Source organism: Micromonospora foliorum (assembly GCF_022229015.1).
GTDB classification, from domain to species: Bacteria; Actinomycetota; Actinomycetes; order Mycobacteriales; family Micromonosporaceae; genus Micromonospora; species Micromonospora foliorum.
The window spans coordinates 17,856-37,958 of the sequence record NZ_JAKKFF010000129.1 but is presented as its reverse complement, the minus strand read 5'-3'; the positions used below and the strand labels follow the sequence as shown (position 1 = coordinate 37,958).

The 20,103-nt window shown below is 68.7% G+C and carries 20 protein-coding genes; 13 read left to right on the top strand and 7 right to left on the bottom strand.

Annotated features, from left to right (window positions below):
* Nucleotides 1-1,015, bottom strand: a 1,015-nt coding sequence (locus tag PSH25_RS11630) for an LLM class flavin-dependent oxidoreductase (RefSeq protein WP_238659104.1), incomplete at its 3' end; no start/stop codon positions are given.
* Nucleotides 1,016-1,203: 188 nt separating this feature from the next.
* Here PSH25_RS11630 and PSH25_RS11625 point away from each other — a divergent pair.
* The 6 genes from PSH25_RS11625 to PSH25_RS11600 are packed head-to-tail and all read left to right on the top strand — an operon-like array spanning nt 1,204 to nt 6,822.
* Nucleotides 1,204-2,181, top strand: a complete 978-nt coding sequence (locus PSH25_RS11625) for an aliphatic sulfonate ABC transporter substrate-binding protein (protein WP_238659103.1) — start codon at nt 1,204-1,206, stop codon at nt 2,179-2,181.
* The gene (locus tag PSH25_RS11620) at nt 2,178-3,011 is read left to right on the top strand and encodes an ABC transporter permease (protein ID WP_238659102.1); all 834 of its coding nucleotides are present in this window, start codon (nt 2,178-2,180) and stop codon (nt 3,009-3,011) included. Before PSH25_RS11625 ends, PSH25_RS11620 begins: the two co-directional genes overlap by 4 nt.
* Nucleotides 2,984-3,715, top strand: a complete 732-nt coding sequence (locus PSH25_RS11615; protein ID WP_238659101.1) for an ABC transporter ATP-binding protein — start codon at nt 2,984-2,986, stop codon at nt 3,713-3,715. The genes PSH25_RS11620 and PSH25_RS11615 overlap by 28 nt, the downstream gene beginning before the upstream one ends.
* Before the next feature lie 14 nt (nt 3,716-3,729).
* Nucleotides 3,730-5,136 carry a selenium-binding family protein gene (locus PSH25_RS11610; RefSeq protein WP_238659100.1) on the top strand — a complete coding sequence of 469 codons (1,407 nt, stop codon included), beginning with the start codon at nt 3,730-3,732 and terminating at the stop codon, nt 5,134-5,136.
* Nucleotides 5,133-5,762 carry a hypothetical protein gene (locus tag PSH25_RS11605; RefSeq protein WP_238659099.1) on the top strand — a complete coding sequence of 210 codons (630 nt, stop codon included), beginning with the start codon at nt 5,133-5,135 and terminating at the stop codon, nt 5,760-5,762. The genes PSH25_RS11610 and PSH25_RS11605 overlap by 4 nt, the downstream gene beginning before the upstream one ends.
* A gap of 43 nt (nt 5,763-5,805) precedes the next feature.
* Nucleotides 5,806-6,822, top strand: a complete 1,017-nt coding sequence (locus PSH25_RS11600) for a methyltransferase (protein ID WP_238659098.1) — start codon at nt 5,806-5,808, stop codon at nt 6,820-6,822.
* Nucleotides 6,823-6,911: 89 nt separating this feature from the next.
* On the opposite strand, the gene PSH25_RS11595 is transcribed toward PSH25_RS11600, so the two are convergent.
* The gene (locus PSH25_RS11595; protein ID WP_238659097.1) at nt 6,912-7,763 is read right to left on the bottom strand and encodes an alpha/beta fold hydrolase; all 852 of its coding nucleotides are present in this window, start codon (nt 7,761-7,763) and stop codon (nt 6,912-6,914) included.
* A gap of 180 nt (nt 7,764-7,943) precedes the next feature.
* Between PSH25_RS11595 and PSH25_RS11590 the strand changes: the two genes are divergently transcribed.
* Genes PSH25_RS11590 through PSH25_RS11580 form a run of 3 tightly spaced genes read left to right on the top strand, consistent with a single transcriptional unit; the run spans nt 7,944 to nt 9,477 of the window.
* On the top strand, nt 7,944-8,264 hold the full coding sequence (locus tag PSH25_RS11590) for a hypothetical protein (protein WP_238659096.1): 321 nt from the start codon (nt 7,944-7,946) through the stop codon (nt 8,262-8,264).
* Nucleotides 8,258-8,551 (top strand): hypothetical protein, encoded by a 294-nt coding sequence (locus PSH25_RS11585; protein WP_238659095.1) that lies wholly within the window; start codon nt 8,258-8,260, stop codon nt 8,549-8,551. The genes PSH25_RS11590 and PSH25_RS11585 overlap by 7 nt, the downstream gene beginning before the upstream one ends.
* A gap of 59 nt (nt 8,552-8,610) precedes the next feature.
* Entirely contained in the window at nt 8,611-9,477 is an 867-nt protein-coding gene (locus PSH25_RS11580) for a metallophosphoesterase family protein (RefSeq protein ID WP_238659094.1), read from the top strand.
* A 5-nt stretch (nt 9,478-9,482) separates the two neighbouring features.
* On the opposite strand, the gene PSH25_RS11575 is transcribed toward PSH25_RS11580, so the two are convergent.
* On the bottom strand, nt 9,483-10,694 hold the full coding sequence (locus tag PSH25_RS11575) for an epoxide hydrolase family protein (RefSeq protein WP_238659093.1): 1,212 nt from the start codon (nt 10,692-10,694) through the stop codon (nt 9,483-9,485).
* Between the two features lie 147 nt (nt 10,695-10,841).
* Here PSH25_RS11575 and PSH25_RS11570 point away from each other — a divergent pair, with 147 nt between their 5' ends.
* Nucleotides 10,842-11,291 carry a hypothetical protein gene (locus PSH25_RS11570; protein ID WP_238659092.1) on the top strand — a complete coding sequence of 150 codons (450 nt, stop codon included), beginning with the start codon at nt 10,842-10,844 and terminating at the stop codon, nt 11,289-11,291.
* 65 nt (nt 11,292-11,356) lie between these two features.
* Here PSH25_RS11570 and PSH25_RS11565 read toward each other — a convergent pair whose 3' ends face one another.
* The gene (locus tag PSH25_RS11565; protein ID WP_238659091.1) at nt 11,357-12,601 is read right to left on the bottom strand and encodes a helix-turn-helix domain-containing protein; all 1,245 of its coding nucleotides are present in this window, start codon (nt 12,599-12,601) and stop codon (nt 11,357-11,359) included.
* The gene (locus PSH25_RS11560) at nt 12,588-12,749 is read right to left on the bottom strand and encodes a hypothetical protein (protein WP_238659090.1); all 162 of its coding nucleotides are present in this window, start codon (nt 12,747-12,749) and stop codon (nt 12,588-12,590) included. The genes PSH25_RS11565 and PSH25_RS11560 overlap by 14 nt, the downstream gene beginning before the upstream one ends.
* Nucleotides 12,750-12,975: 226 nt before the next feature.
* Between PSH25_RS11560 and PSH25_RS11555 the strand changes: the two genes are divergently transcribed.
* From PSH25_RS11555 to PSH25_RS11545, 3 genes are all read left to right on the top strand, one after another.
* Nucleotides 12,976-14,334: an NsdA family TPR-like regulatory protein gene (locus PSH25_RS11555; protein ID WP_238659089.1), complete on the top strand. Its 1,359-nt coding sequence runs from the start codon at nt 12,976-12,978 to the stop codon at nt 14,332-14,334.
* A gap of 40 nt (nt 14,335-14,374) precedes the next feature.
* Nucleotides 14,375-14,869: an NUDIX domain-containing protein gene (locus PSH25_RS11550; RefSeq protein WP_238659088.1), complete on the top strand. Its 495-nt coding sequence runs from the start codon at nt 14,375-14,377 to the stop codon at nt 14,867-14,869.
* A gap of 538 nt (nt 14,870-15,407) precedes the next feature.
* Entirely contained in the window at nt 15,408-16,067 is a 660-nt protein-coding gene (locus PSH25_RS11545) for a hypothetical protein (protein ID WP_238659087.1), read from the top strand.
* A 46-nt stretch (nt 16,068-16,113) separates the two neighbouring features.
* On the opposite strand, the gene PSH25_RS11540 is transcribed toward PSH25_RS11545, so the two are convergent.
* Together PSH25_RS11540 and PSH25_RS11535 are read right to left on the bottom strand one after the other, a co-directional pair.
* Nucleotides 16,114-17,352: a hypothetical protein gene (locus PSH25_RS11540; protein ID WP_238659086.1), complete on the bottom strand. Its 1,239-nt coding sequence runs from the start codon at nt 17,350-17,352 to the stop codon at nt 16,114-16,116.
* Between the two features lie 351 nt (nt 17,353-17,703).
* Complete coding sequence (locus tag PSH25_RS11535) at nt 17,704-20,091, bottom strand: galactose-binding domain-containing protein (RefSeq protein WP_238659085.1); 2,388 nt, start codon at nt 20,089-20,091, stop codon at nt 17,704-17,706.
* Between the last annotated feature and the right edge of the window lie 12 nt (nt 20,092-20,103).

Sequence of the window (20,103 nt, the reverse complement as noted above, 5' to 3'; positions counted from 1 at the left end):
AGCCGGAGAGGATGAACTCGTCGATGCCGAGCGCGTGGTATTCGGCGATCCGGTCGGCGACCTCGGCGTGGCTGCCCACCAGCGCGGTGCCGGCCCCGCCACGGACCAGCCCGACCCCCGCCCACAGGTTGGGGGCGACCTCCAGGCCGTCGCGGGAGCCACCGTGCAGGTCGAGCATGCGGCGCTGCCCCTCGGACTCGCTGCGGCGCAGCCCTTCCTGCACGGCCCGGATGTCGGCCTCGGAGACCCCGTCGAGCAGACGCTGTGCCTGCGCCCAGGCCTGCTCGGCGGTGTCCCGCACGATGACGTGCAGCCGGATGCCGAAGCGCAGCTCCCGCCCGGCGCGGGCGGCCAGTTCCCGGACCCGCTCCAGTTTGGCGGCGACCAGGGCCGGCGGCTCGCCCCAGGTGAGGTAGACGTCGCTGTGGCGTACCGCCACCGGGAGGGCGGCGGCGGAGGACCCACCGAAGTAGACCGGCGGCACCGGGTCGGGCAGCCGGTGCAGTCGCGCCTGTTCGACGCGGACGTGGCTGCCGTCGTGGTCGACGGTTTCGCCGCGCCACAGCGCGCGGACCACGTGCAGGAACTCGTCGGCCCGCGCGTACCGGGCGTCCTTGTCCAGGAAGTCGCCGTAGGCCCGCTGCTCCTGCGACTCGCCGCCGGTGACCACGTTGAGCAGCAGCCGGCCCCGGGACAGCCGCTGGAAGGTCGAGGCCATCTGGGCGGCCAGCGTGGGGGCCAGCAGCCCGGGCCGGAAGGCGACCAGGAACTTGAGTCGCTCGGTCACCTCGGCGAGCATCGCGGTGCTGAGCCAGGCGTCCTCGCACCAGGCGCCGGTCGGGGTGAGCGCGCCGACGAAGCCGAGCTGCTCCGCGCTGCGGGCGATCTGCCCGAGGTACGCCACGCTGGCCGGGCGGGCACCACCGGCGGCACCGGTCGGTACGCCGTGTCCGCCGCCGACGATGTCCCGGCTGTCGCCGTTGGTGGGCAGGAACCAGTGGAAGGTGAGGGTCATCTCGGCTCTTTCCGTGCGGGGGCGGCGGGTGGGCGTGCGAGTGCGCTCGGGGCGAACGGGCACCTCCTGAGGGGTGGGACGATCCCGCCGACAGCCTACCCATAAAACCTATCGGGTTAGTAGGCTACTGCCGGCGCCGACACCTGTCGATGCGCCGCTGTCCGCATGCCCCGACCCGAGGAGCCGCCATGCCCACCCCGTCGACGAGCCGTCCCCCGCATCGCCGCCTCCTGACGGCCGTGCTCACCACCGTGGCGCTGCTCGCCACGGTCGCGGTGAGCGCGTGCGGTGGGTCCGCCGATGCGGGCGGCACCAAGGGCAAACTCCGGATCGGCTACCAGCGCTTCGGCGGGCTGAGCCTGGTCAAGGCGCGCGGCGCCGCACCGGATGTGGAGTGGTCGCTCTTCGAGAGCGGTCCGGCGCTCACCGAGGCACTCAAGGCCGGCTCCATCGACATCGGGCAGGTCGGCGAGGCGCCGCCCGTCTTCGCCGCCGCCGGGAAGATCCCGTTCTCCGTCATCGGCACCTCGGCGCCGATTCCGCAGGGCGAGGCGGTGCTGGTCAAGGCCGACCGGGGCTACCGCAGCTTCGCCGACCTCAGGGGCAGGACGGTGGCCCTCAACAAGGGGTCCAACGTGCACTGGCTGCTCGTCCGGCTGCTGGAGGCGAACAACATGACCCTGAAGGACATCCAGGTCAAGTACCTCAAGCCCGCCGAGGGGCGGCCCGCGTTCGACGGCGGCCAGATCGACGCCTGGGTGATCTGGGACCCGTACTTCGCCCTGGCCGAGCAACCGGGGGTCCAGGTGCTCGCCGACGCGACCGGCCTGGCCAGCAACCGCGAGTACGTCCTGGCCGCGCCCCAGGCGGTCGACAAGCGCACGGACGAGATCCGGGCGTTCCTCCAGCGCTACCGCGAGGTGACCGACTGGGGCATCGCCCACCCCGAGGAGCGAGCCAGCACCCTCGCACCGGAGCTGAAGATCCCCCAGGACGTCACCAGCCGCGCCCTGGCCCGCAGCGCCAAGCCCCTCGCCCCGGTCACCCCGGCCATCGGCGACGAACTGCAGGCGATCACCGACAGCTTCATCGCCCTGGAACTCATCCCGGGGCCGGTCGACCTCCGCTCCCGGGTCGACGGCCGGTTCAACGCGGTGTTCCAGTGAGTCGTACGACGCTCGTCGAGGCGCCCGACGAGGTCACGGCGGCGGCGCCGGTCGTACCCCGTCGTCAGCGGCCGGCCCGGCGCTGGCGGCGGGTGGTGAGCCCGGTGGTGCTGGTCCTGGGCTGGGAGTTGGCCGCCCGGACCGGGCTGCTGGCGGCCGAGAAGCTGCCCGCGCCCAGCGACGTCCTGGCCACCGGCGCGCGGCTGAGCCGGGACGGGACGCTCGGCATCCACCTGCTGGACTCGCTCACCCGGGCCGGGGCGGGCCTGCTGATCGGTGGTCTCCTGGCCCTGGTCCTGGGCACCGTGGCCGGGCTGCTGCGGCTCGGTGACGACCTGGTCGACCCGCCGGTGCAGATGGCCCGGATGCTGCCGCACCTCGGGCTGGTCCCGTTGCTGATCATCTGGGTCGGCATCGGCGAGTCACTGAAGATCAGCCTGGTGGCCCTGGGCGCGTTCTTCCCCATCTACTTCAACACCTACGCGGGCATCCGGGACATCGACGAGCGGCTGGTGGAGGCGGCGCGTACGTGTGGTCTGGGCCAGGCCGCCCGGCTGCGGCACGTGGTGCTGCCCGGCGCGCTGCCGTCCCTCTTCCTCGGCCTGCGGCTGGCGATCGGGGCGGCCTGGCTCAGCCTGGTCGTCGGTGAGCAGGTCAACGCCCAGACCGGGATCGGCTTTCTGATGATGGAGGCGCGGGAGTTCAGCCAGACCGACGTGGTGGTGCTCGGCCTGCTCGTCTACGCCCTGCTCGGGCTGATATCCGACCTTGCGTTGCGCGTCCTGGAGAGGAGGATGTTGACATGGCGTCGCGGACTGCGGGCCACCTGACCACCGCCGAGCCGGTGCTGACCGCCCACGCGGTGCGCCGGGCGTTCGGGCCGACGGTCGTGCTGGCCGGGGTCGACCTGACCATCGCCCGCGGTGAGGTGGTGGCCCTGCTGGGCGGCAGCGGTTCCGGCAAGAGCACGCTGCTGCGGATTCTCGCCGGGTTGGACGGCGAGGCCAGCGGGACGAGCGTCGTGCACGGCACCGCCGCGGTGGTCTTCCAGGAGCACCGGTTGCTGCCGTGGAAACGCGTGGCGGAGAACGTGGGGCTCGGGCTGTCCGGCGCGGACGGCCCGGGGCGGATCCGGCGGGCGCTGGCCGAGGTCGGCCTGGCCGAGCGGCATCGCGCCTGGCCGGCGGAGTTGTCCGGTGGGCAGGCGCAGCGGGTGGCCGTGGCGCGGGCCCTGGTCCGCGAACCGGACCTGCTGCTGCTCGACGAGCCGTTCGGCGCCCTGGACGCGCTGACCCGACTGCGGATGCAGATCCTGCTGCGTCGGCTGCGCGCCGAGCACGGCTTCGCCGCCCTGCTGGTCACCCACGACGTGGAGGAGGCGCTGCTGCTCGCCGACCGGATCCTGCTCCTCGACGAGGGCCGCATTGCCGCGGAGTTGCCCGTCGACCTCGGCCCCACCCGTACGCCGGACGACCCGGCCTTCGGCGCGCTGCGCCGCCACCTGCTCGACCGACTCGGCGTTCCCACCACCTGACGAGCGGAGCTGTGATGACCCGCTGGACCCCCGACCCCACGTTCTACCCCTCGCCCCGCGAGGCGGTGACCGCACCCGCGGAGAAGCTCGCCTACGTGGCGGCCTTCGACCGGACGGCCAGCCGTCCGGACGCCATCGTGGTGCTGGACACCGACCCCGACTCCCCCGACTACGGCCGGGTGGTCGGCTGGACCGACCTGCCCTACGTCGGCGACGAGCTGCACCACTTCGGCTGGAACGCGTGCAGCAGCGCGCTCTGCCCGACCGCCCCGCACCCGCACGTCGAGCGGCGCTACCTGATCGTGCCCGGCCTGCGGTCGTCGCGCATCCACGTGCTCGACACCCAGCCCGACCCGCGCCAGCCGCAGATCGTCAAGGTGATCGGGGCGGAGGAGCTGGCGAAGCGGGCCGGCTACTCACGGCCGCACACCGTGCACTGTGGCCCGGACGGCATCTACCTCTCCGCCCTCGGCGGCGCGGACGGCGCCGAGGGTCCGGGTGGCATCGCCATCCTCGACCACACCACATTCGAGGTCCGCGGGGCGTGGGAGGCCGACCGGGGGCCGCAGTTCCTGGCGTACGACCTGTGGTGGCACCTCACCCAGGACGTGCTGGTCACCAGCGAGTGGGGCACCCCGTCGATGATCGAGGACGGCATCATCGGTGAGTTGCTGCTGGGCCGACGCTACGGGCACGCCATCCACTTCTGGGACCTCGCCAAACGCCGGCACGTCCAACGTGTCGACCTCGGCGACCAGTACCAGATGCCGCTGGAGCTGCGGCCGGCGCACGACCCGACGAAGTCGTACGGGTTCGTCGGTGTGGTGATCAGCGTCGAGGACCTGTCCGCCTCGATCTGGCTCTGGCACCGCGACGGGGACGCCTGGGCGGTCACCAAGGTGATCGACATCCCGGCCGAGCCGGCCGACCCGGCGGACCTGCCCGACCTGCTCAAGCCGTTCGGGGCGGTGCCGCCGCTGGTGACCGACATCGACCTGTCGGTCGACGACCGGTTCCTCTACGTCTCCTGCTGGGGCACCGGCGAGCTGCGCCAGTACGACGTCAGCGACCCGCTGCACCCGGTGCAGACGGGTTCGGTGCACCTCGGCGGGATCGTCCGCCGGACCGCGCACCCGTCCGCGCCGGACGAGGCGTTGGCCGGTGGCCCGCAGATGGTGGAGGTCAGCCGGGACGGCCGGCGGGTCTACGTCAGCAACTCGCTCTACGGCGCGTGGGACGACCAGTTCTACCCGGACGGGGTGGGTGCCTGGCTGGCCAAGCTCGACGTCGACGTGGACGCCGGTGGGCTCGCCCCGGATGAGCGGTTCTTTCCGCACGGTGAGGAGTTCCGGGGGCTGCGGGTGCACCAGACCCGGTTGCAGGGCGGGGACGCCTCTTCCGACTCGTACTGCTTCCCGTGACCGTCAGCACCCTGGCGACGCTCGCCGCGCTCGGCGCGTTCCATGGCCTGAACCCGGCGATGGGTTGGTTGTTCGCCGTGGCCCGGGGTCTGCAGGAGCGCAGCCGGCTGGCGCTGCTGCGCGCCCTGCCGCCGATCGCGGCGGGGCATCTCGCCTCGGTGGCGATCGTCGCCGCGTTGGTCGCCGCGACCCGGTCGGTGACGGCGAGCACCGCCCTCGCGGTGGTCGGCGGGGTGCTGCTGGTCGCCTTCGGGATGTGGCGACTGCTCTCCGAGCGGCACTTCCGCTGGGCGGGTATGCGGCTGTCGGCGGCGCAGCTCGCCGGTTGGTCGTTCCTCATGTCGTCGGCGCACGGCGCGGGGTTGATGTTGTTGCCGGTGCTGGTGGCCGAGCCGGTGCCCGGGGGTCACTCCGGGCACCTGGCCGCCGCGCCGGTGGGTGCGTTGTCCGGCCTGGCGGCGGCCGGGGTGCACACCGTGGCCATGCTCGGCGTCGCCCTGGCCGTGGCGCTCCTGGTCTACCACGTGCTCGGGGTCGGGGTGCTGCGTCGGGCCTGGTTCAACGTCGATCGGCTCTGGGCCGGGGTGCTGGTGGCCGCGGGGGTGGTGACGCTGCTGCGGGCGTGAACCGCCCATAGTGGACGGGGTGGATCTGTGATCTCATGTCGTGATGATCACTCCGACTCCCCTCATGCGCCTGGTGGCCGGTGTGTGGGGGTTCAAGACCCTCGCGGTCGGCGTCGAACTCGGCCTGTTCACCCGGTTGGCCGGCGGGCGGACGCTGACCGTCGAGGAAGCCGCCGCCGAGTTCGGGCTGCCCGAACGGCCCGCGGACCTGTTGCTGGCCGCCAGTGCCTCGCTCGGCCTGTTGGAGAAGGCCGGCGACGGCTACCGCAACTCCGAGTTGGCCGAGCAGTTCCTGGTCGAGGGTCGGCCGTACTACTTCGGCGCGCAGGTCCGCTACTCGGACCTGCGCACCTACCTGCCCTGGCACCGCATCGGCGAGGCCCTGCGCACGGATCGGCCGTTGACCTGGGACCCGGAGGCCCAGCAGTCGATGTTCGACACCGCCGACCCGGAGATGCTGGCGCAGTTCTGGGACGCGATGTTCTCCACGTCCAGCTTCACCGCCAGCGCGTTGGCCGACGCGTACGACTTTTCCGCGCACCGCCGGCTGCTGGACGTGGGCGGCGGGGCAGGCGCGTTCCCGATCGAGTTCTGCCGCCGCCTGCCCGACCTACGGGCGACCGTCCTGGACCTGCCGCACGTCTGCGTCCGGGCCCGGGAGCGGATCGCGGAGGCCGGCCTCACCGGGCGGATCGACGCGGTGGGCGGTGACTTCCTCGCCGATCCGGCGCTGCCGGACGGGCACGACGTCATCCTGCTCAGCATGATCCTGCACGACTGGGACGAGCCGACGAACCGGGCGCTGCTGGCCCGGTGCCACGCGGCGTTGCCGCCCGGCGGCGCGATCGTCGTCTGCGAACTGCTGCTCAACGACGAGCGCACCGGGCCACCGGAGGCCGCCCTGATGGGGATGAACATGCTTGTCGAGACCGAGGGCGGCCGGAACTACTCGGGCGCCGAGTACGCGGCCTGGCTCACCGACGCCGGTTTCGTCGACGTACGGACGGTGCCGTTCGACGCGCCCGGCGCCAACGGCGCGGTGGTGGCCCGCCGGCCCTGACCGACGACGACACCCGGCCCCGGTGCGAACCCTGGGCCGGGTGTCGCTGCGCCTCACGGCGCTGGCGTCCGAACGGCTACCGGGACGGATCAGGCGCGAGCCTTGGCCGGCTGCTTCATGAATTCCATGATCGCCTTGTTGACGTCGTCGGCGTTGGTCCACGGAAGACCGTGCGGCGCGCCCTTGAGCGTGATGAGCTTGCCGGTCGGCATCATCGGCCCGAGTCGCTGGCCGGTCACCGGGTAGGGCAGCACGTTGTCCTTGTCACCCTGCATGATCAACAGCGGCACGTCGACCTTCGGCAGGTCCGGGCGGAAGTCCTCCTGCCAGGCGGTCACGCTGTCGTGGGTGCCCTTGGCGGAGGCGATCGCGCCGATCTGCCAGTGCGCCCGGTACGCCTCCTCGCTGACCAGCTTGCCCTTGTTCTCGCTGTAGTTGAAGAACGCGTCGCAGAACTGGGTCAGGTAGGCGAACCGGTCCTTGATGATGGCGTCCTGGAAACCCTTGAACAGGCTCCGGTCGACGCCCTCAGGGTTGTCGTCCGCCTTGGCCAACATCGGCTGCAACGGGCTGAGCACCACGGCCCGACTCACTCGCTGGGAGCCGTAGTTGCCCAGGTAGCGGATCACCTCGCCGGTGCCCATCGAGTGCCCCACCAGGGTCACGTCGCTCAGGTTCAGCTCGGTCATCAGCACGTCCAGGTCCGCCGCGAACGTGTTGTAGTCGTACCCAAACGTCGGCTGGGCGGAGTTACCGAAACCGCGCCGGTCGTAGGTGATCGTCCGGTATCCGGCGTTGAGCAGCTGGGTGGTCACCTTCTCCCAGGTCGCGCCGTTGAACGGGAAGCCGTGGATCAGCACCACCGGCTTACCGGAACCGTGATCCTCGTAGTACAGGTCGATGGGCGCGGAGTTTTCCGTCCCCACGGTGATGAAAGGCATGTTTGTCTCCTGCTCCGGTCTCGGGCTGTCGGACGCCCCGCGCTTTCCCGTCGGGTCGCCGGATATGCGGGTCACCGGGGCACCCTCGGGAGCCGGCTCACACACCCGCCTCCCATCGACATTTATCGACCTCCTCGGTAGGGTCGCCGGTAGGAAAGTTTCGGCGTACGGGAGGTGGGCATGCTTCGACGAATCCGCACGAGGGCCGCCGCATTGGCCGTCGGAGCGGCGGTGGCCGCCCTCGGCGCCACGCCGGCCCAGGCCGACCCGGTGGTGCCACGGCACGCCATCGTGGTCTGCCAGAGCGCCAGCTTCTACGCCAACTACGACTCCGCCGGCGGGCCCACCGGCCTCAAGCGCACCCTCGTGTACGGGAACAAGATCGGCCACACCCCGGGTGCGCATCCGGTCTACAACGGGTGGGCGGCGTCCTTCGACTTCGGCCCGAACGACTGGGGTTACCTCCGCGCCGAATGCATCGGCGGGTACGACTCATGGTGAGCCGGCGTAGCACCCGGGTGATCGCCGGCCTGCTGGCCGCAGTGGTGGCCGCGACCCTCGCCATGCCGACCCCGGCGCAGGCCGCCAACGGCACGATCGGGGAGCGGGAGACCGTGTGCGCGAGCGACCTGTTCGTCCGCACCCAGCCCGTCGGCGCCTGGATGGGCACCCTCTACCAGGGTCAGACGTTCCTGGTCGAGGGTCCCCGCAGCGGCGGCTACGTCTACGGCTTCGCCTACGGGCACATCAACCGGCGCGGCTGGGTGCAGGACGGTTGGTTCTGCTGACGTGCCCACTACCGGGACAGGGGTGTCCTGATCGGGGCGCGACGGCCTAGCCTCGGGGTGTGAGCCTTCCGCCCCGACTGCGAGCTGTCAGCGACCTGCACGTCGGGCACCCGCAGAACCGCGCGTTCGTGCAGGAGCTGCGCCCCGACAACGACGGCGACTGGTTGCTGGTCGCCGGCGATGTCGCCGACCGGTTCGCCGACATCGAGTGGGCGCTCGGGCTGCTGAGCAGTCGGTTCGCGCGCGTCGTCTGGGCGCCGGGCAACCACGAGCTGTGGACGCCGCCGCGAGACCCGGTCACGCTGCGCGGCGAGGAGCGCTACCGCGAGCTGGTGCGGATGTGCCAGCGGCTGGGGGTGGTCACCCCGGAGGACCCGTACCCGGTGTGGGACGGCGACGGCGGCCCGGCCACCATCGCCCCGCTCTTCGTGCTCTACGACTACACCTTCCGGGTGCCGGAGGCACGCACCCAACAGGAGTCGCTTGCCCTGGCGTACGCGGCCGGGGTGGTGTGCACCGACGAGGCACTGCTGCACCCCGACCCGTACCCGAGCCGGGAGGCGTGGTGCGCGGCCCGGGTCACCGAGACCGAACGCCGGCTGGCCGAGCGCGACCCGGCGCTGCCGACGGTGCTTGTCAACCACTACCCGCTGGTGCGGGAACCCACCGACGTCCTGCGGTACCCGGTCTTCGCCCAGTGGTGCGGTACGGTCCGCACCAGCGACTGGCACCTGCGCTTCGGCGCCGCCACCGTGGTCTACGGGCACCTGCACATCCCCCGCACCACGTTCCACGACGGGGTGCGGTTCGAGGAGGTCTCCCTCGGCTACCCCCGCGAGTGGCAGCCCCGAGGGCCGGTGCCCAACCCGGTACGCACCATCCACCCGGCCGACGACAGGCGCCGGCGCGCGTCCGTCAATGGGTGAGGCCGTCAGGATTTCCGCAGCGGCCGGAACGCGGCCCGTACCTCAGCGGAGAAGAGTTCCGGCTCCTCCCACGCCGCGAAGTGCCCGCCGCGGTCAACCTCGTTGAAGTACGCGATGCCGGGGTAGACCGCCTCGGCCCAGCTACGCGGAGCGGCCCAGATCTCGCCGGGGAACGTGGTGAAGCCGACCGGAACCGTGACCGGCGGCGGAGCCTGTCCGGCCGCCTGGGCCGCGGCTTGAAACCGCCCCTGCTCCCAGTACCACCGGGCGGACGAAGCACCGGTGCCCGTCAACCAGTACAGCGTGATGTTGTCGAGGATGCTGTCCCGGGTGAGACCGCCGGCCGGCTCACCGTCGAGGAACGCGCGGGAGATCTTGTAGTAGCTGTCCGTGTCATGGTCGAGCATCCAGGCCGCCAACCCGACAGGTGAGTCCAGCAGCGAATAACCGATCGTCTGCGGCCGGGTGGACTGCTCTAGGAAGTAGCCGAAACCGTCCATCGAGAAAAGGTTGAGCGCGTCGAGCGCGGCGCGTTCCTGCTCGGAACTCGCCGGCAACTTGTCCTTGATGCCGACCGCCCCGGCGAGCAGGTTGACGTGGATGCCGAGCAGCCCCTCGGGTGCTTGACGCCCCATGGCGTCCGTGACGGCCGCGCCAACATCGCCGCCCTGTGCGACGTAGCGCGAATACCCGAGGCGGTCCATGATTTTCGCCCACGCCTGCGCCATCCGCGCCGAATTCCAGCCAGGCTCGGTCGGCTCGCCGGAGAAGCCGTAGCCCGGCAACGACGGCAGCACCAGGTGGAACGCGTCCTCGGGCGACGCGTCCTCGGGCGTGCCGCCGTGCGCCGTCGGGTCGGTCAGCGGGCCAATGACCCCGAGCAGCTCGGCGACCGAGCCCGGCCAGCCGTGCGTCATGATCAGCGGCAGGGCGTTCTCATGCTGCGACCGTACGTGGATGAAGTGAATCTCGACGCCGTCGATGTTCGTCGTGTACTGCGGCAGCGAATTCAGCGTCGTCTCGCACGCACGCCAGTCGTAATCGGTGATCCAATAGCGGGCCAACTCCTGGATCGTCGCCAGCTGCACCCCCTGCGAGCGATCGGTGACCAACTCACGAGTGGGCCAGCGGGTAGCCGCAATCCGGCGACGCAGATCGGCGATCGCGTCCTCAGATGTGTCGAGCCGGAAGGGACGAATTTCGTTGTCGCTGGGCATCTTCACCACCTCGCCAAGTCGAGTCGGCCAGCGCCGATGCACCGACCGTGCCGGCACTCGCCCAGTCTCACAGCGGACCGGCGCCACCCGGGCCGAAACGCGAATCGCCGACGCGACCGCGCGTCACACCCATGGGATGATCAACCGGTGAGCCAACCGGACGAACTCGACGACAACTGGCTGAACGGCGAGGAAGTTGCCTGTCCGGAGTGCCACGAACGCCTTTACCGCCTCGACCACTCGCCGCTGCTGGACTGCTACTTCCTCTACTGCGACGGCTGCCCGATGCGGGTGGATGTCAGTTACTACGACGGCACGTTCATGACCATCGCCGACGTGCTCCCTTCCCAAGACAGGACCTACCCCACCCTGATGGCGGCACTTGAGGCACGGTTACGGCGATGCGACTGCGGCGGGCGGTTCCGTGACTCGGCGCCCCGGCGCTGCCACCGGTGCTCCACCGTCCTGACGGCGATCAGCGCGCCTTCCGGTGTCGACGTCTGGCCGGGTTGGTGGACAGATGAGACCGACACCGGCTCCCTGGAAGAGACGTTCACCGCCAGGTACTTCCGCACCGAGGACCTCTGGGAGCACTGAGACTGCCGGGACCAGTTGCCTGCACGTCGATACGGGTTTCTGGTTGGAGCGCCGGCGCTCGTCCGTCAGCGGGTGAGGCCGACCAGCGTGGCCAGTCGCGCCACGCCGGCCGGCACCGGCTGCGCGCGGGCAACATCGGCGATCACGGTACGCGCCAACCGCCGGCACCGAACCTCAGCCGGCGCGACGCTGTCCGCGTCGACAAGCGCGCGGGCGGCCCCGCGCAGGTCACCCACCTGGAGGTACGCCCGAGCGGCGTCGACCAGGTACGCGCCCCGATACTCGGCCGGCAACCGCCGCCACCCCTCCCGCCGCACGACGGTTGAATGCCTTCGCAGCGCCTCAACGGCATCACCCCGCTGCGCCGCCACCAGAACATGGGCCAACTCGACGGCGATCGGCCCGAAGCTGGTGCGGTGCGGATCGTCGTACCCCCTCAGGCTGGCGGCGACGCCCGCAGCCCAGTCGGTCAGCTCATCGGCGCGGCGGTGCTCGCCGCAGCCGGCGGCGGCCAGGGCCGCCTGGAGCAGCAGCGTCCCGCCCACCGCCCACTCCCCCGGTGGTCGCTGTCGCGCAGGCACGCCCTCTCTTAGTTGATCAAGAGGTTTGCGGGAAGTTTGATCTCCAAAAGTCCCGCAAACCTCTTGATCACCGTTGTGGGATGAGGGTGGAAGGACGCGGTTGGCGGCGGGGAGCAGTGCGGCCAGGGCCAGGTGATCTCGGTCTTGCGCGCGGAGCGCTTGGCCTATCGAGATGGCTGCTGTTGCCGCCAGGATCGGGTCGTCGCCGGCGGCGGACATCGCCCGGTCGGCGGCCAGCCAGCCGAGGTCGGCCTCGCCGAGCTTGACCAGCAGCGACGAGGTGATCCGGTACGCCTGCACCAGCAACTCCGGTGACCGCACGCCCTGCACGGCGTCGAGCAGACCCGGCAACACCCGCACCAACTGCCCGTAGTGCGCGTGCTGGTAGCTCAACCAGGCGTACCCGACCTGCCTCCTCAGCTCGTCCGTCCGCTCTGGGGCTTGCAGGGTGTCGTAGCGGGCGAGAGCGGCCCGGATGTCGTCCACGCCATCCGGCGGGCCGGCGGGCGTTGGCCGCGGCTGGCCGAGCAGCACCTCCGGGTCGACCCCCAAGACGTCGGCCAACTCCTGGATCACCGAATACCGGTCCAGGGCGCGCACGCCCCGCTCCACCTTGTCCACCCAGCTCTTCGACCTGCGCAGCCGGTCGGCGAGCATCTGCTGCGTCATTGACCGCCGCACGCGCCAGCGGGCGACGCGGCGGCCGATCGGGACGTCATCGTTGGTCACGCCGCCACCGCCGGTCCGGGACCGCACGGGTCGTCTCCTCCACCGGTACGCGCTCCGCCTCCGCCTGCGCAAGGAGGCGCTGCTTGGCAGCCTCCCGCTCGGCCGTTTCGGACTGCTCGCCCCTGCTCGTCAGCTCGTCGCCGTGCATTCCCACCACCTCCGCTATTCGGCGCGCGACGCTAGGACATCGCCGGCACCCAGGACTCCTGCAATCACCGAAGCCGGTTGCCGATCGACGGACCAGATGGCAAGCAATGCGTGCGATTGCGCTGGTCAGGACGTGGGTTGCGCGGGGTTGCGCAGGTCCCCATAGGAGCGCATCAGCCCATAGGCTCGTCACTAGTTGTAGTTGACCGATACCTGGAGGCGGAACCATGGCGCGACCGGTGACGAACGCAGCATTCGAAGGGCTGCTGCTTGCCGCTGGCTACGGCAACGCCCACGCCGCCTTCGCTCGCCAGCTCAATCACGCGGGCCGTGACCAGGGCACCTGGCGATACGATGCCGCCAGCGTCTACTGGTGGTTACGCGGTCGCCGGCCAGGCGAGCACATCCAGGCCGCCATGGCCGAGACCCTTACCCGCAAGCTCGGTCGCTCCGTCGCCGTCACCGAGCTGGGCTTCGGTACGGCCGACAACATCGGAACCTGCGTCTATCCCGCGTCCGTTGACGGCGCGATCGATACCGCCGAGCAGATCTGGACGAGGCTCGCCAAGCACCTCAGCTCACAGGTCAGCGGGCCTTTCGACAGCGGCAAAGCCCTACAGGCGGCACTCGGTTGGCGGTATGACCCGAGCGACGTGACCGTCAGCAGGAGCGGCCGACAGCAAGTCACCTCCACCGACGTTCAGTCGCTGTACGCGCTGGCGGACCACTTCACCGACCTCGACCGACGCCACGGCAGCGGCTCTCCGCGCACCCGTTCCCTCATGGCCGACTTCCTCGTACGCCAGGTCGCACCCATGCTGCACGGCACCTACACCGAAGCCGTTGGGCGTCACCTCATGCGCGCAGCCGCGACATTGTGCGGACAACTCGCCTTCATGTCGTACGACGCGGGCGACCATGCCGCCGCCCAACAACACGTGACCGTCGCCTTGCGACTCGCCAAGGCCGCCGATGACCGCCTCTACGGCGCTCACCTGCTGGCCAACCTCGCTACCCAGGCCGTGCACCTGTGCCACTCCCGGGACGCGGCGCGGCTCGCCGAAGCGGCCATCGACGGGGCAGGGCGTGCGCCGGCCGCCGTGCTCGCTCGGCTGCACGCGACCGCCGCCACCGCGTACGGGCAGTCAGGCGAGCGACGTGGCTGCCAGCTCGCGCTCGCCAGAGCCGAGCGTGCTCTCGACCGCGCAGGCGTAGTCCCCGGCCCGCTCTGGGTCACCTACTTCAGCCCTGCCCACCTCGCCGGAGCCGCGTTAAGGTGCCTCGGCGACCTCCAGCTGTATTCGCAGGCCCTTGACCACGCGACCGACGCTCTCACCCTCGCCAGCGAGAACACCCGAACGCGTGCCCTGCACACCGCTCTCGTCGCCGTGACTCACGCCCGCGCCGGGGACACCGACGCCGCCTGCAACTGGGGTCAGAAATTGGCGCAGCACACTTCGGGCATCCATTCGGCGCGTGTCCAACAGCGCGTCCGCGAACTGGCGGCAACGCTCAGCCCTCAGCAGGCGTCGCCGCAGGTCAGCGAGGTTCTGCACAGCCTCGCGACCATGCCGACAACCGCGTAGCGCGAGAGCCCACCTGGACCCGTCCGCTAGCGTCACCGAGGTGACCTGGACGGACCCCACCACGTGGTACGCCAACCTGGCTTCCTTCTACGCCGCCGCCGCGGCCTTCATCACCGACCCGGCCGGCAACGTGCTGCTCGTCAAACCCACGTACCGCGACCACTGGGCCTTTCCCGGCGGCTATGTCGACGAGGGCGAATACCCACATGACGCCTGCGCCCGTGAGATCCGAGAGGAGTTGGGGATCTCCGTGGTGGTGGGTGACCTGCTCGTGGTGGACTGGGCACCGCCCGCCGGGCAGCGGCCACGTGCGATTGTCAGCTTCACGTTCGACTGCGGGTCCCTCGCCAACCTCGATGGCCTCGTCCTGCCCGGACAGGAGTTGGAGGACGCCGTCTTCTTCTCCCTTCGGGAGGCCGAGCAGCATCTTCCCGACAACGTCGCTACAAGAGTTCGTGCGGCGATGAACGCTCGTTACCTACACGCTCCGCTTTATCTTGCTGGCGGCTCGGTCGTCCCCACTGTCCTCCGTTGATGGGTGAGAACACGAAGCAGCGACTCGTTCGCAGACTGCGTAAATAGCCCGGTGTACAGGCCGACTCGTCCATCGCCTTTTGGTCAGCGCCATGGACAAAGGGCTCTGCACTGGCCGATTGTCAGGATGCCGCTGGTTGACCTCGGTCGTGGTTGGGTAGCGTTTGACAGCCTAGAGACGGCCCAATCTTGATCGGCGATAATTCCATCGGTGGGACAGATCCCGGTCGCGGAGGTCACCGCATCCACTGCCACACACGATTTGGGAGGGGCGTAGCTCTGACTGCATCACCCGCCGTCCTGCCGGGACGAATGCCCAACACGCGCAGACGAGCTTGATCACTCCGCATACTTTCCGAATCTTGTTCGCTGGGCCTTCTATTTGGATCCGGCAATGTCGGATAGCTCTGCTAGCCTACGACCGCGATCAACACCGGGCTTTAAGCATGGCAATAGAGCACTAAAGTTTTCCCAAATTGCCAATAGACCGAAGGGCTGGCATGTCGTCTAACGTTTTAACTGGAGAGCCGTTCAACCTAATGACGCTCATCCTCTCCGGATCGGGCGTGCTGGTTGCAATCGTCGCAATCAGTTACAGTCGGAGGGCACTGTTTCCTGCCAAGCGGGAGATCCGAATCGGGTGGGTAAAGCCGACTCCACTCGTCGGCACAAGTTCCACCGAGCGGGTTTCACTGCTCGTTGAAGTAAATAATCAGGTCCTGACCGCTCCGCACCTAACTCATGTCGAGATACTGATCGCTGGACGCCACGACATCAAATCCAGCGATTTCGACCAAGGCAAGCCTTTGGAGTTGAATTTCGGGTCGACGGCGGCTCTCGCTTCTGTCCAAGCAGTCACTCCGGAAGTATTTTCGGCCAAAGGTTCGAAAGTTTTGCTTCGGCCGGCACTTCTCAAGCGGGGCTGGCGGCTGAGCTTTGACGTCATTACAGAAGGAATGCCGAATGACCTCAAGACCTCTGACCATCTCGCGGACACGAAGGTGTTTGCGGCAGAAGTGCCGAGCATGGCAGCCTTCTGGAAGCGTGAGTTCCGGAGAACCTACATTGCCTTTCTGGCGCTAGCCGTGGTTACAGGCTTCTTGGTAACTCAAACTTATTTGATAACCCGCCAATACGAAGAATCGTCGGACACCTGGTATGAACTGAACCGTAAGATTATGGATCTATGCGGCATTTAACCGAGCAGACGAACCCTTCTCGCCACCCGGCGAGAAATCGGCTACCTCACCTTCGTCCCGCAACCTGGCAGATCTGCTGGATGACGAAGTTCGCAAGGACCTGGAGGCCACCCCAATCGTCATTCGCATCCGATTCATGCAACCGCGCTCGTTTAAGTTTCTTCTCGAAATTCGACTGAATTCTGGCCTTGCCAATAACTGACCCCTGATATACGCCCACTCGGCGGTTGTAGCCAGTCCATTCGACGGGCGCCAAGGCACCCTCGCATGTGAGGCAATCAAAACCAAGGAAGTGCTCTACCGATAGAGCACGCCCGTTGATATCCGCCAGAGCGTGCCCAGTAGGTCCTATTGTTGGATAAGAGCGGGCGAAATCCATTTCGGGATAGACGGCGTAGCCAATATGTCGAGGCAACTTGTCCTTGTCAAGCAGGTCCATCGCCTCCACACCTGCCGCGTCATTGTCGAACAGGCCCACAATGGTATTGGGTATCTCCAACTGGGCGAGCGTCCGCAGTGTCCGACGCAAGCCTCCCGCACCACCTTCCGCGCCTTGCGAGAAGTCTGCCACGGAGAGGCAGTCTGCGTAGTCGGGGCATCGAACCTCAAATGCCGCCCGGATCACCTTGCAGTCGAAAGATCCTTCAACTAAGACAATCGGCTTAGTGTTCTTCCACGCCAGCGAGCTGCGATAACGTTCAAGCGACAGCGGGAGCGGGAATTCATCCTCTTGCCACTCGACCTCACCCGGCGTCAGATCGAATAGCGCTTGCTGCGATATTCGTACATAAACCTTCTCGTCGGGCCGAAACGCGCGCAGCGCTGTCCTAATGACTGTCGATTCACGAGGGTACGACTCGTGTTCGTCTACCCAGTAGATCGCCAACTCTCTGGCCAGTCGCGCCGACTCATTTGACCACGCAGGCCATTGGAAGCTTGCGCCTGACTCGATCATTTTTTGGAGATAAGCGGCGGATTTCTTGCTACCCTCATCCGAGTCTAGATCATCCGAGTCGCCAAGGTCGTTACGGTCCAGGTCGTAAACCCATTCACCCCCATTGGCAAGAAAGTCCGCCGCGACCCCCTGCTCTGCAAAACCGAGCAGGTCCATTCGCTTCAAGAGCGTGGACCGCGCCAGTGACACTCGCTTGCGTCGCTGATTCTGCCAGGGGTCGGTGGATTCCCAAGCCTGCGAGAAAATGAGCAGTAGCACAACTAGATCAGCGACCGGAAGGTCGACGGAGAAGTCTCTTTCAGTGCTGTGCAGGCTTGCGATGGGACTCATGACCGCGCCTCCATGGTGGAGAGTCGAGTATCACCGACATGAGACCAACCATCAACGCCGTTGCCATCCGATGTTCCTATGGAGGTCAAGAGGGCGGCGAAGCGGCGCGTAGGACGCTGCAGACGTCACGGACGATGTAGCGCTTGAGGCAGCGCAGGGTCTCCTGCTTCCTGAGGCCGATGCTCGTGCTCATGCCTAGGTGAGGTAGACGCCAGTTCTCTGGTCGGAGCGCATGCGATGTGGGCCCGGACTGACCAGGGGCAGGATGATGTGCCTTGACAAGTTGTGGTTTGCGCCCACTCGTGGGATGGGCGGCCGTCCGTCGGCGTCCGGCGGCCGCCCCACACCCGGTCAGCTGGCGTAGACCTCCAGTGTCGACAGTTGTCCGGCCGGCCATCCCGTGTTGCCGGTGACGGAGATCCGCACGTAGCGCGTCTGCGCGGCGGTGAAGGTCAGCGTCACCTGGTTACCGCTGGCTGGGTCGAAGGTCCGCCCCGCCGATCCAACGAGCGTGCCGAAGCTCCCCCCGTCGGTGCTGCCCTGCACGGACAGTGTCTGCGTCCGACTGCCCCACGCCGACGACGGCGGCAGCTTCAGCACCACCCGCCCGACCGTGCGGGTTGCCCCCAGGTCGACCTGCACCCACTGCGGGAACGCGTTGTTGGCGCTCTCCCAGTAGCTGTTCGCGTCACCGTCCACCACGTTGCCCGACGCGTAGCTCTGGACCTGACTGCTCGCCGTGGTGGATCGGCCCCGGGCGAGGTCCGCGTTGGCCGCGGCGTCCGTGGTGACGGTGACCGCGGTGGACGCGGCCGAGGTGTTGCCGGCGGCGTCGCGGGCGGTGACGGTGAAGGTGTACGCGGTGGACGGGCTGAGCCCGCTCACGGTCGCCGTGGTGCCCGTGACGGTGGCGACCACCGTGCCGCCCTGGCGTACCTGGTAGCCGGTCACCCCGGTGTCGTCGGTGGAGGCCGTCCACGCCAGGGATACGCTCGTCGAGGTCTTGCCGGTCACGGTGAGGCCGCTCGGCGTGGTCGGCGGGTTGTCCGGGACGGTGCTCCCGGCGTACACCTCGACCTGGGCGAGCTGGCCCGCCGGCCAGCCGGTGTTGCCGGCGATGCTGAGGCGGACGTAGCGGGCCGTGGTGGTCGTCAGCGTGCGGGTGACGGTGTTGCCGGTGGCCGGGTCGAAGGTGAACGCGGAGGCCGCGGCGATGGTGGCGAAGGAGTTGCCGTCGACGCTGCCCTGCACGGTGATGGTCTGGGTGCGCGCTCCCCAGCCGGCGGGCAGCCGCACCACGAGCTTGTTGACCTGGTGGCTGGCGCCGAGGTCGACCTGCCACCAGTGCGGGAAGGAGCCGCCGCCGCTCTCCCAGTAGCTGCCGGCGTTCGAGTCCACCGCGTTCGACGCCGGGAACCCGCCGCCCTGGCTGCTCGCCGAGGTGGGTCGGCCGGCGGCCAGGTTCCCGGTGGCCGGTGGTGGGGTGCCGACCATCGGCGGGGTGGGGCGGACGGCGGTGAGCGCGAGTTGGCCCTTGAGCATCCGGCCGCCGTCGGCGGTGATCCGCAGGTAGTAGTCGGAGGAGCAGGCCACGCCGTCCTCGTCCAGGGCCCGGATGTTCGCCCCGGCCGGGGTGGTGGCCTGGGTCTCGGACGTCTTGGCGATCTGGTTGCCCTCGTTGTACTCGTCGAACATGGACACGTACAGGCCCTGGGAGCCGAGCCGGACCATGTTGTAGATGTGCCGCCAGTAGAAGTCGCCGTGCTTGCGGTGCCCCCCGGCGAGGTCGCCGGGCATCACGCAGGGCAGGTAGTCGATGCCGCGCGCCGCGCAGTCGGCCATGTCACCGACGTTGACGTTGTTGTAGTACGAGTCCAGCTCCTCCACGGTCCTGGCCCGGTAGACCATCCACGGCGAGATCGCGTGGAACGCGTGGTAGACGTCGAGGAAGCCGGGGCGGGAGTCCTCGATGCCCTGCCGCCACCAGGTGGGCACGCCGCCGATGACGTAGCAGCCCTGGGCCTTGAACCAGTTGATGACCTCCAGGCAGGGGCCCGGGGTGAAGGGTCGGCTGGGCTCGCTGAAGCCGAAGCCCCAGATGCAGACGACCGGTTTGCCGTTCTGCCGGGCGTACGCGGAGGACGCGGTGTGCGCCGCCATCTTCGTCGTCCAGTCGGTCTTGATCTCCGACTGGAACGTCAGCCAGTCGGTGACGTCGTACATGATGTAGAACTTGCGGTTGTACCGTTCGGCGGCGGAGCGCACCTTTTGTGTCATCGCGTCGCGGGTCGGGCCCTCGTCGCCCATCGGGTTGAACCGTTGCAGCGCGGCGGTGTCGCAGCCGTTCTCCTGCATCCAGCGGAAGTGGGTGTCCACCGTCTGCTGGTCGTACGAGGAGAAGAGGGTGGCCGGCTGGCCGTTGCCCAGGTTGGGGTACGCGGTGGGATAGGTGCGGGTGTACTCGCGCATGTCCGGCCAGGACACGATTGTGGTGTTGGCGGGTGACGGCGGCTGGAACCGGTCGCGGCTCCAGTGCCACCATCCGCCGATCGGCGCCCCGTCGCCGGGTGCGCTGAACCAGCCCTGGTAGCCGACCGTCACCTTGCCGACCACGTCCCCGGGGGGACTGGCGGCCTGCGCGGGGCTGGACATGCTGGTGAGCAGTTCGGTGGTGGAGGCGGTGGCGAGGGCGGACCCGGCCAGCACCGATGTGACGAACCTGCGGCGGGAGACCGCCATGAGGACCACTCC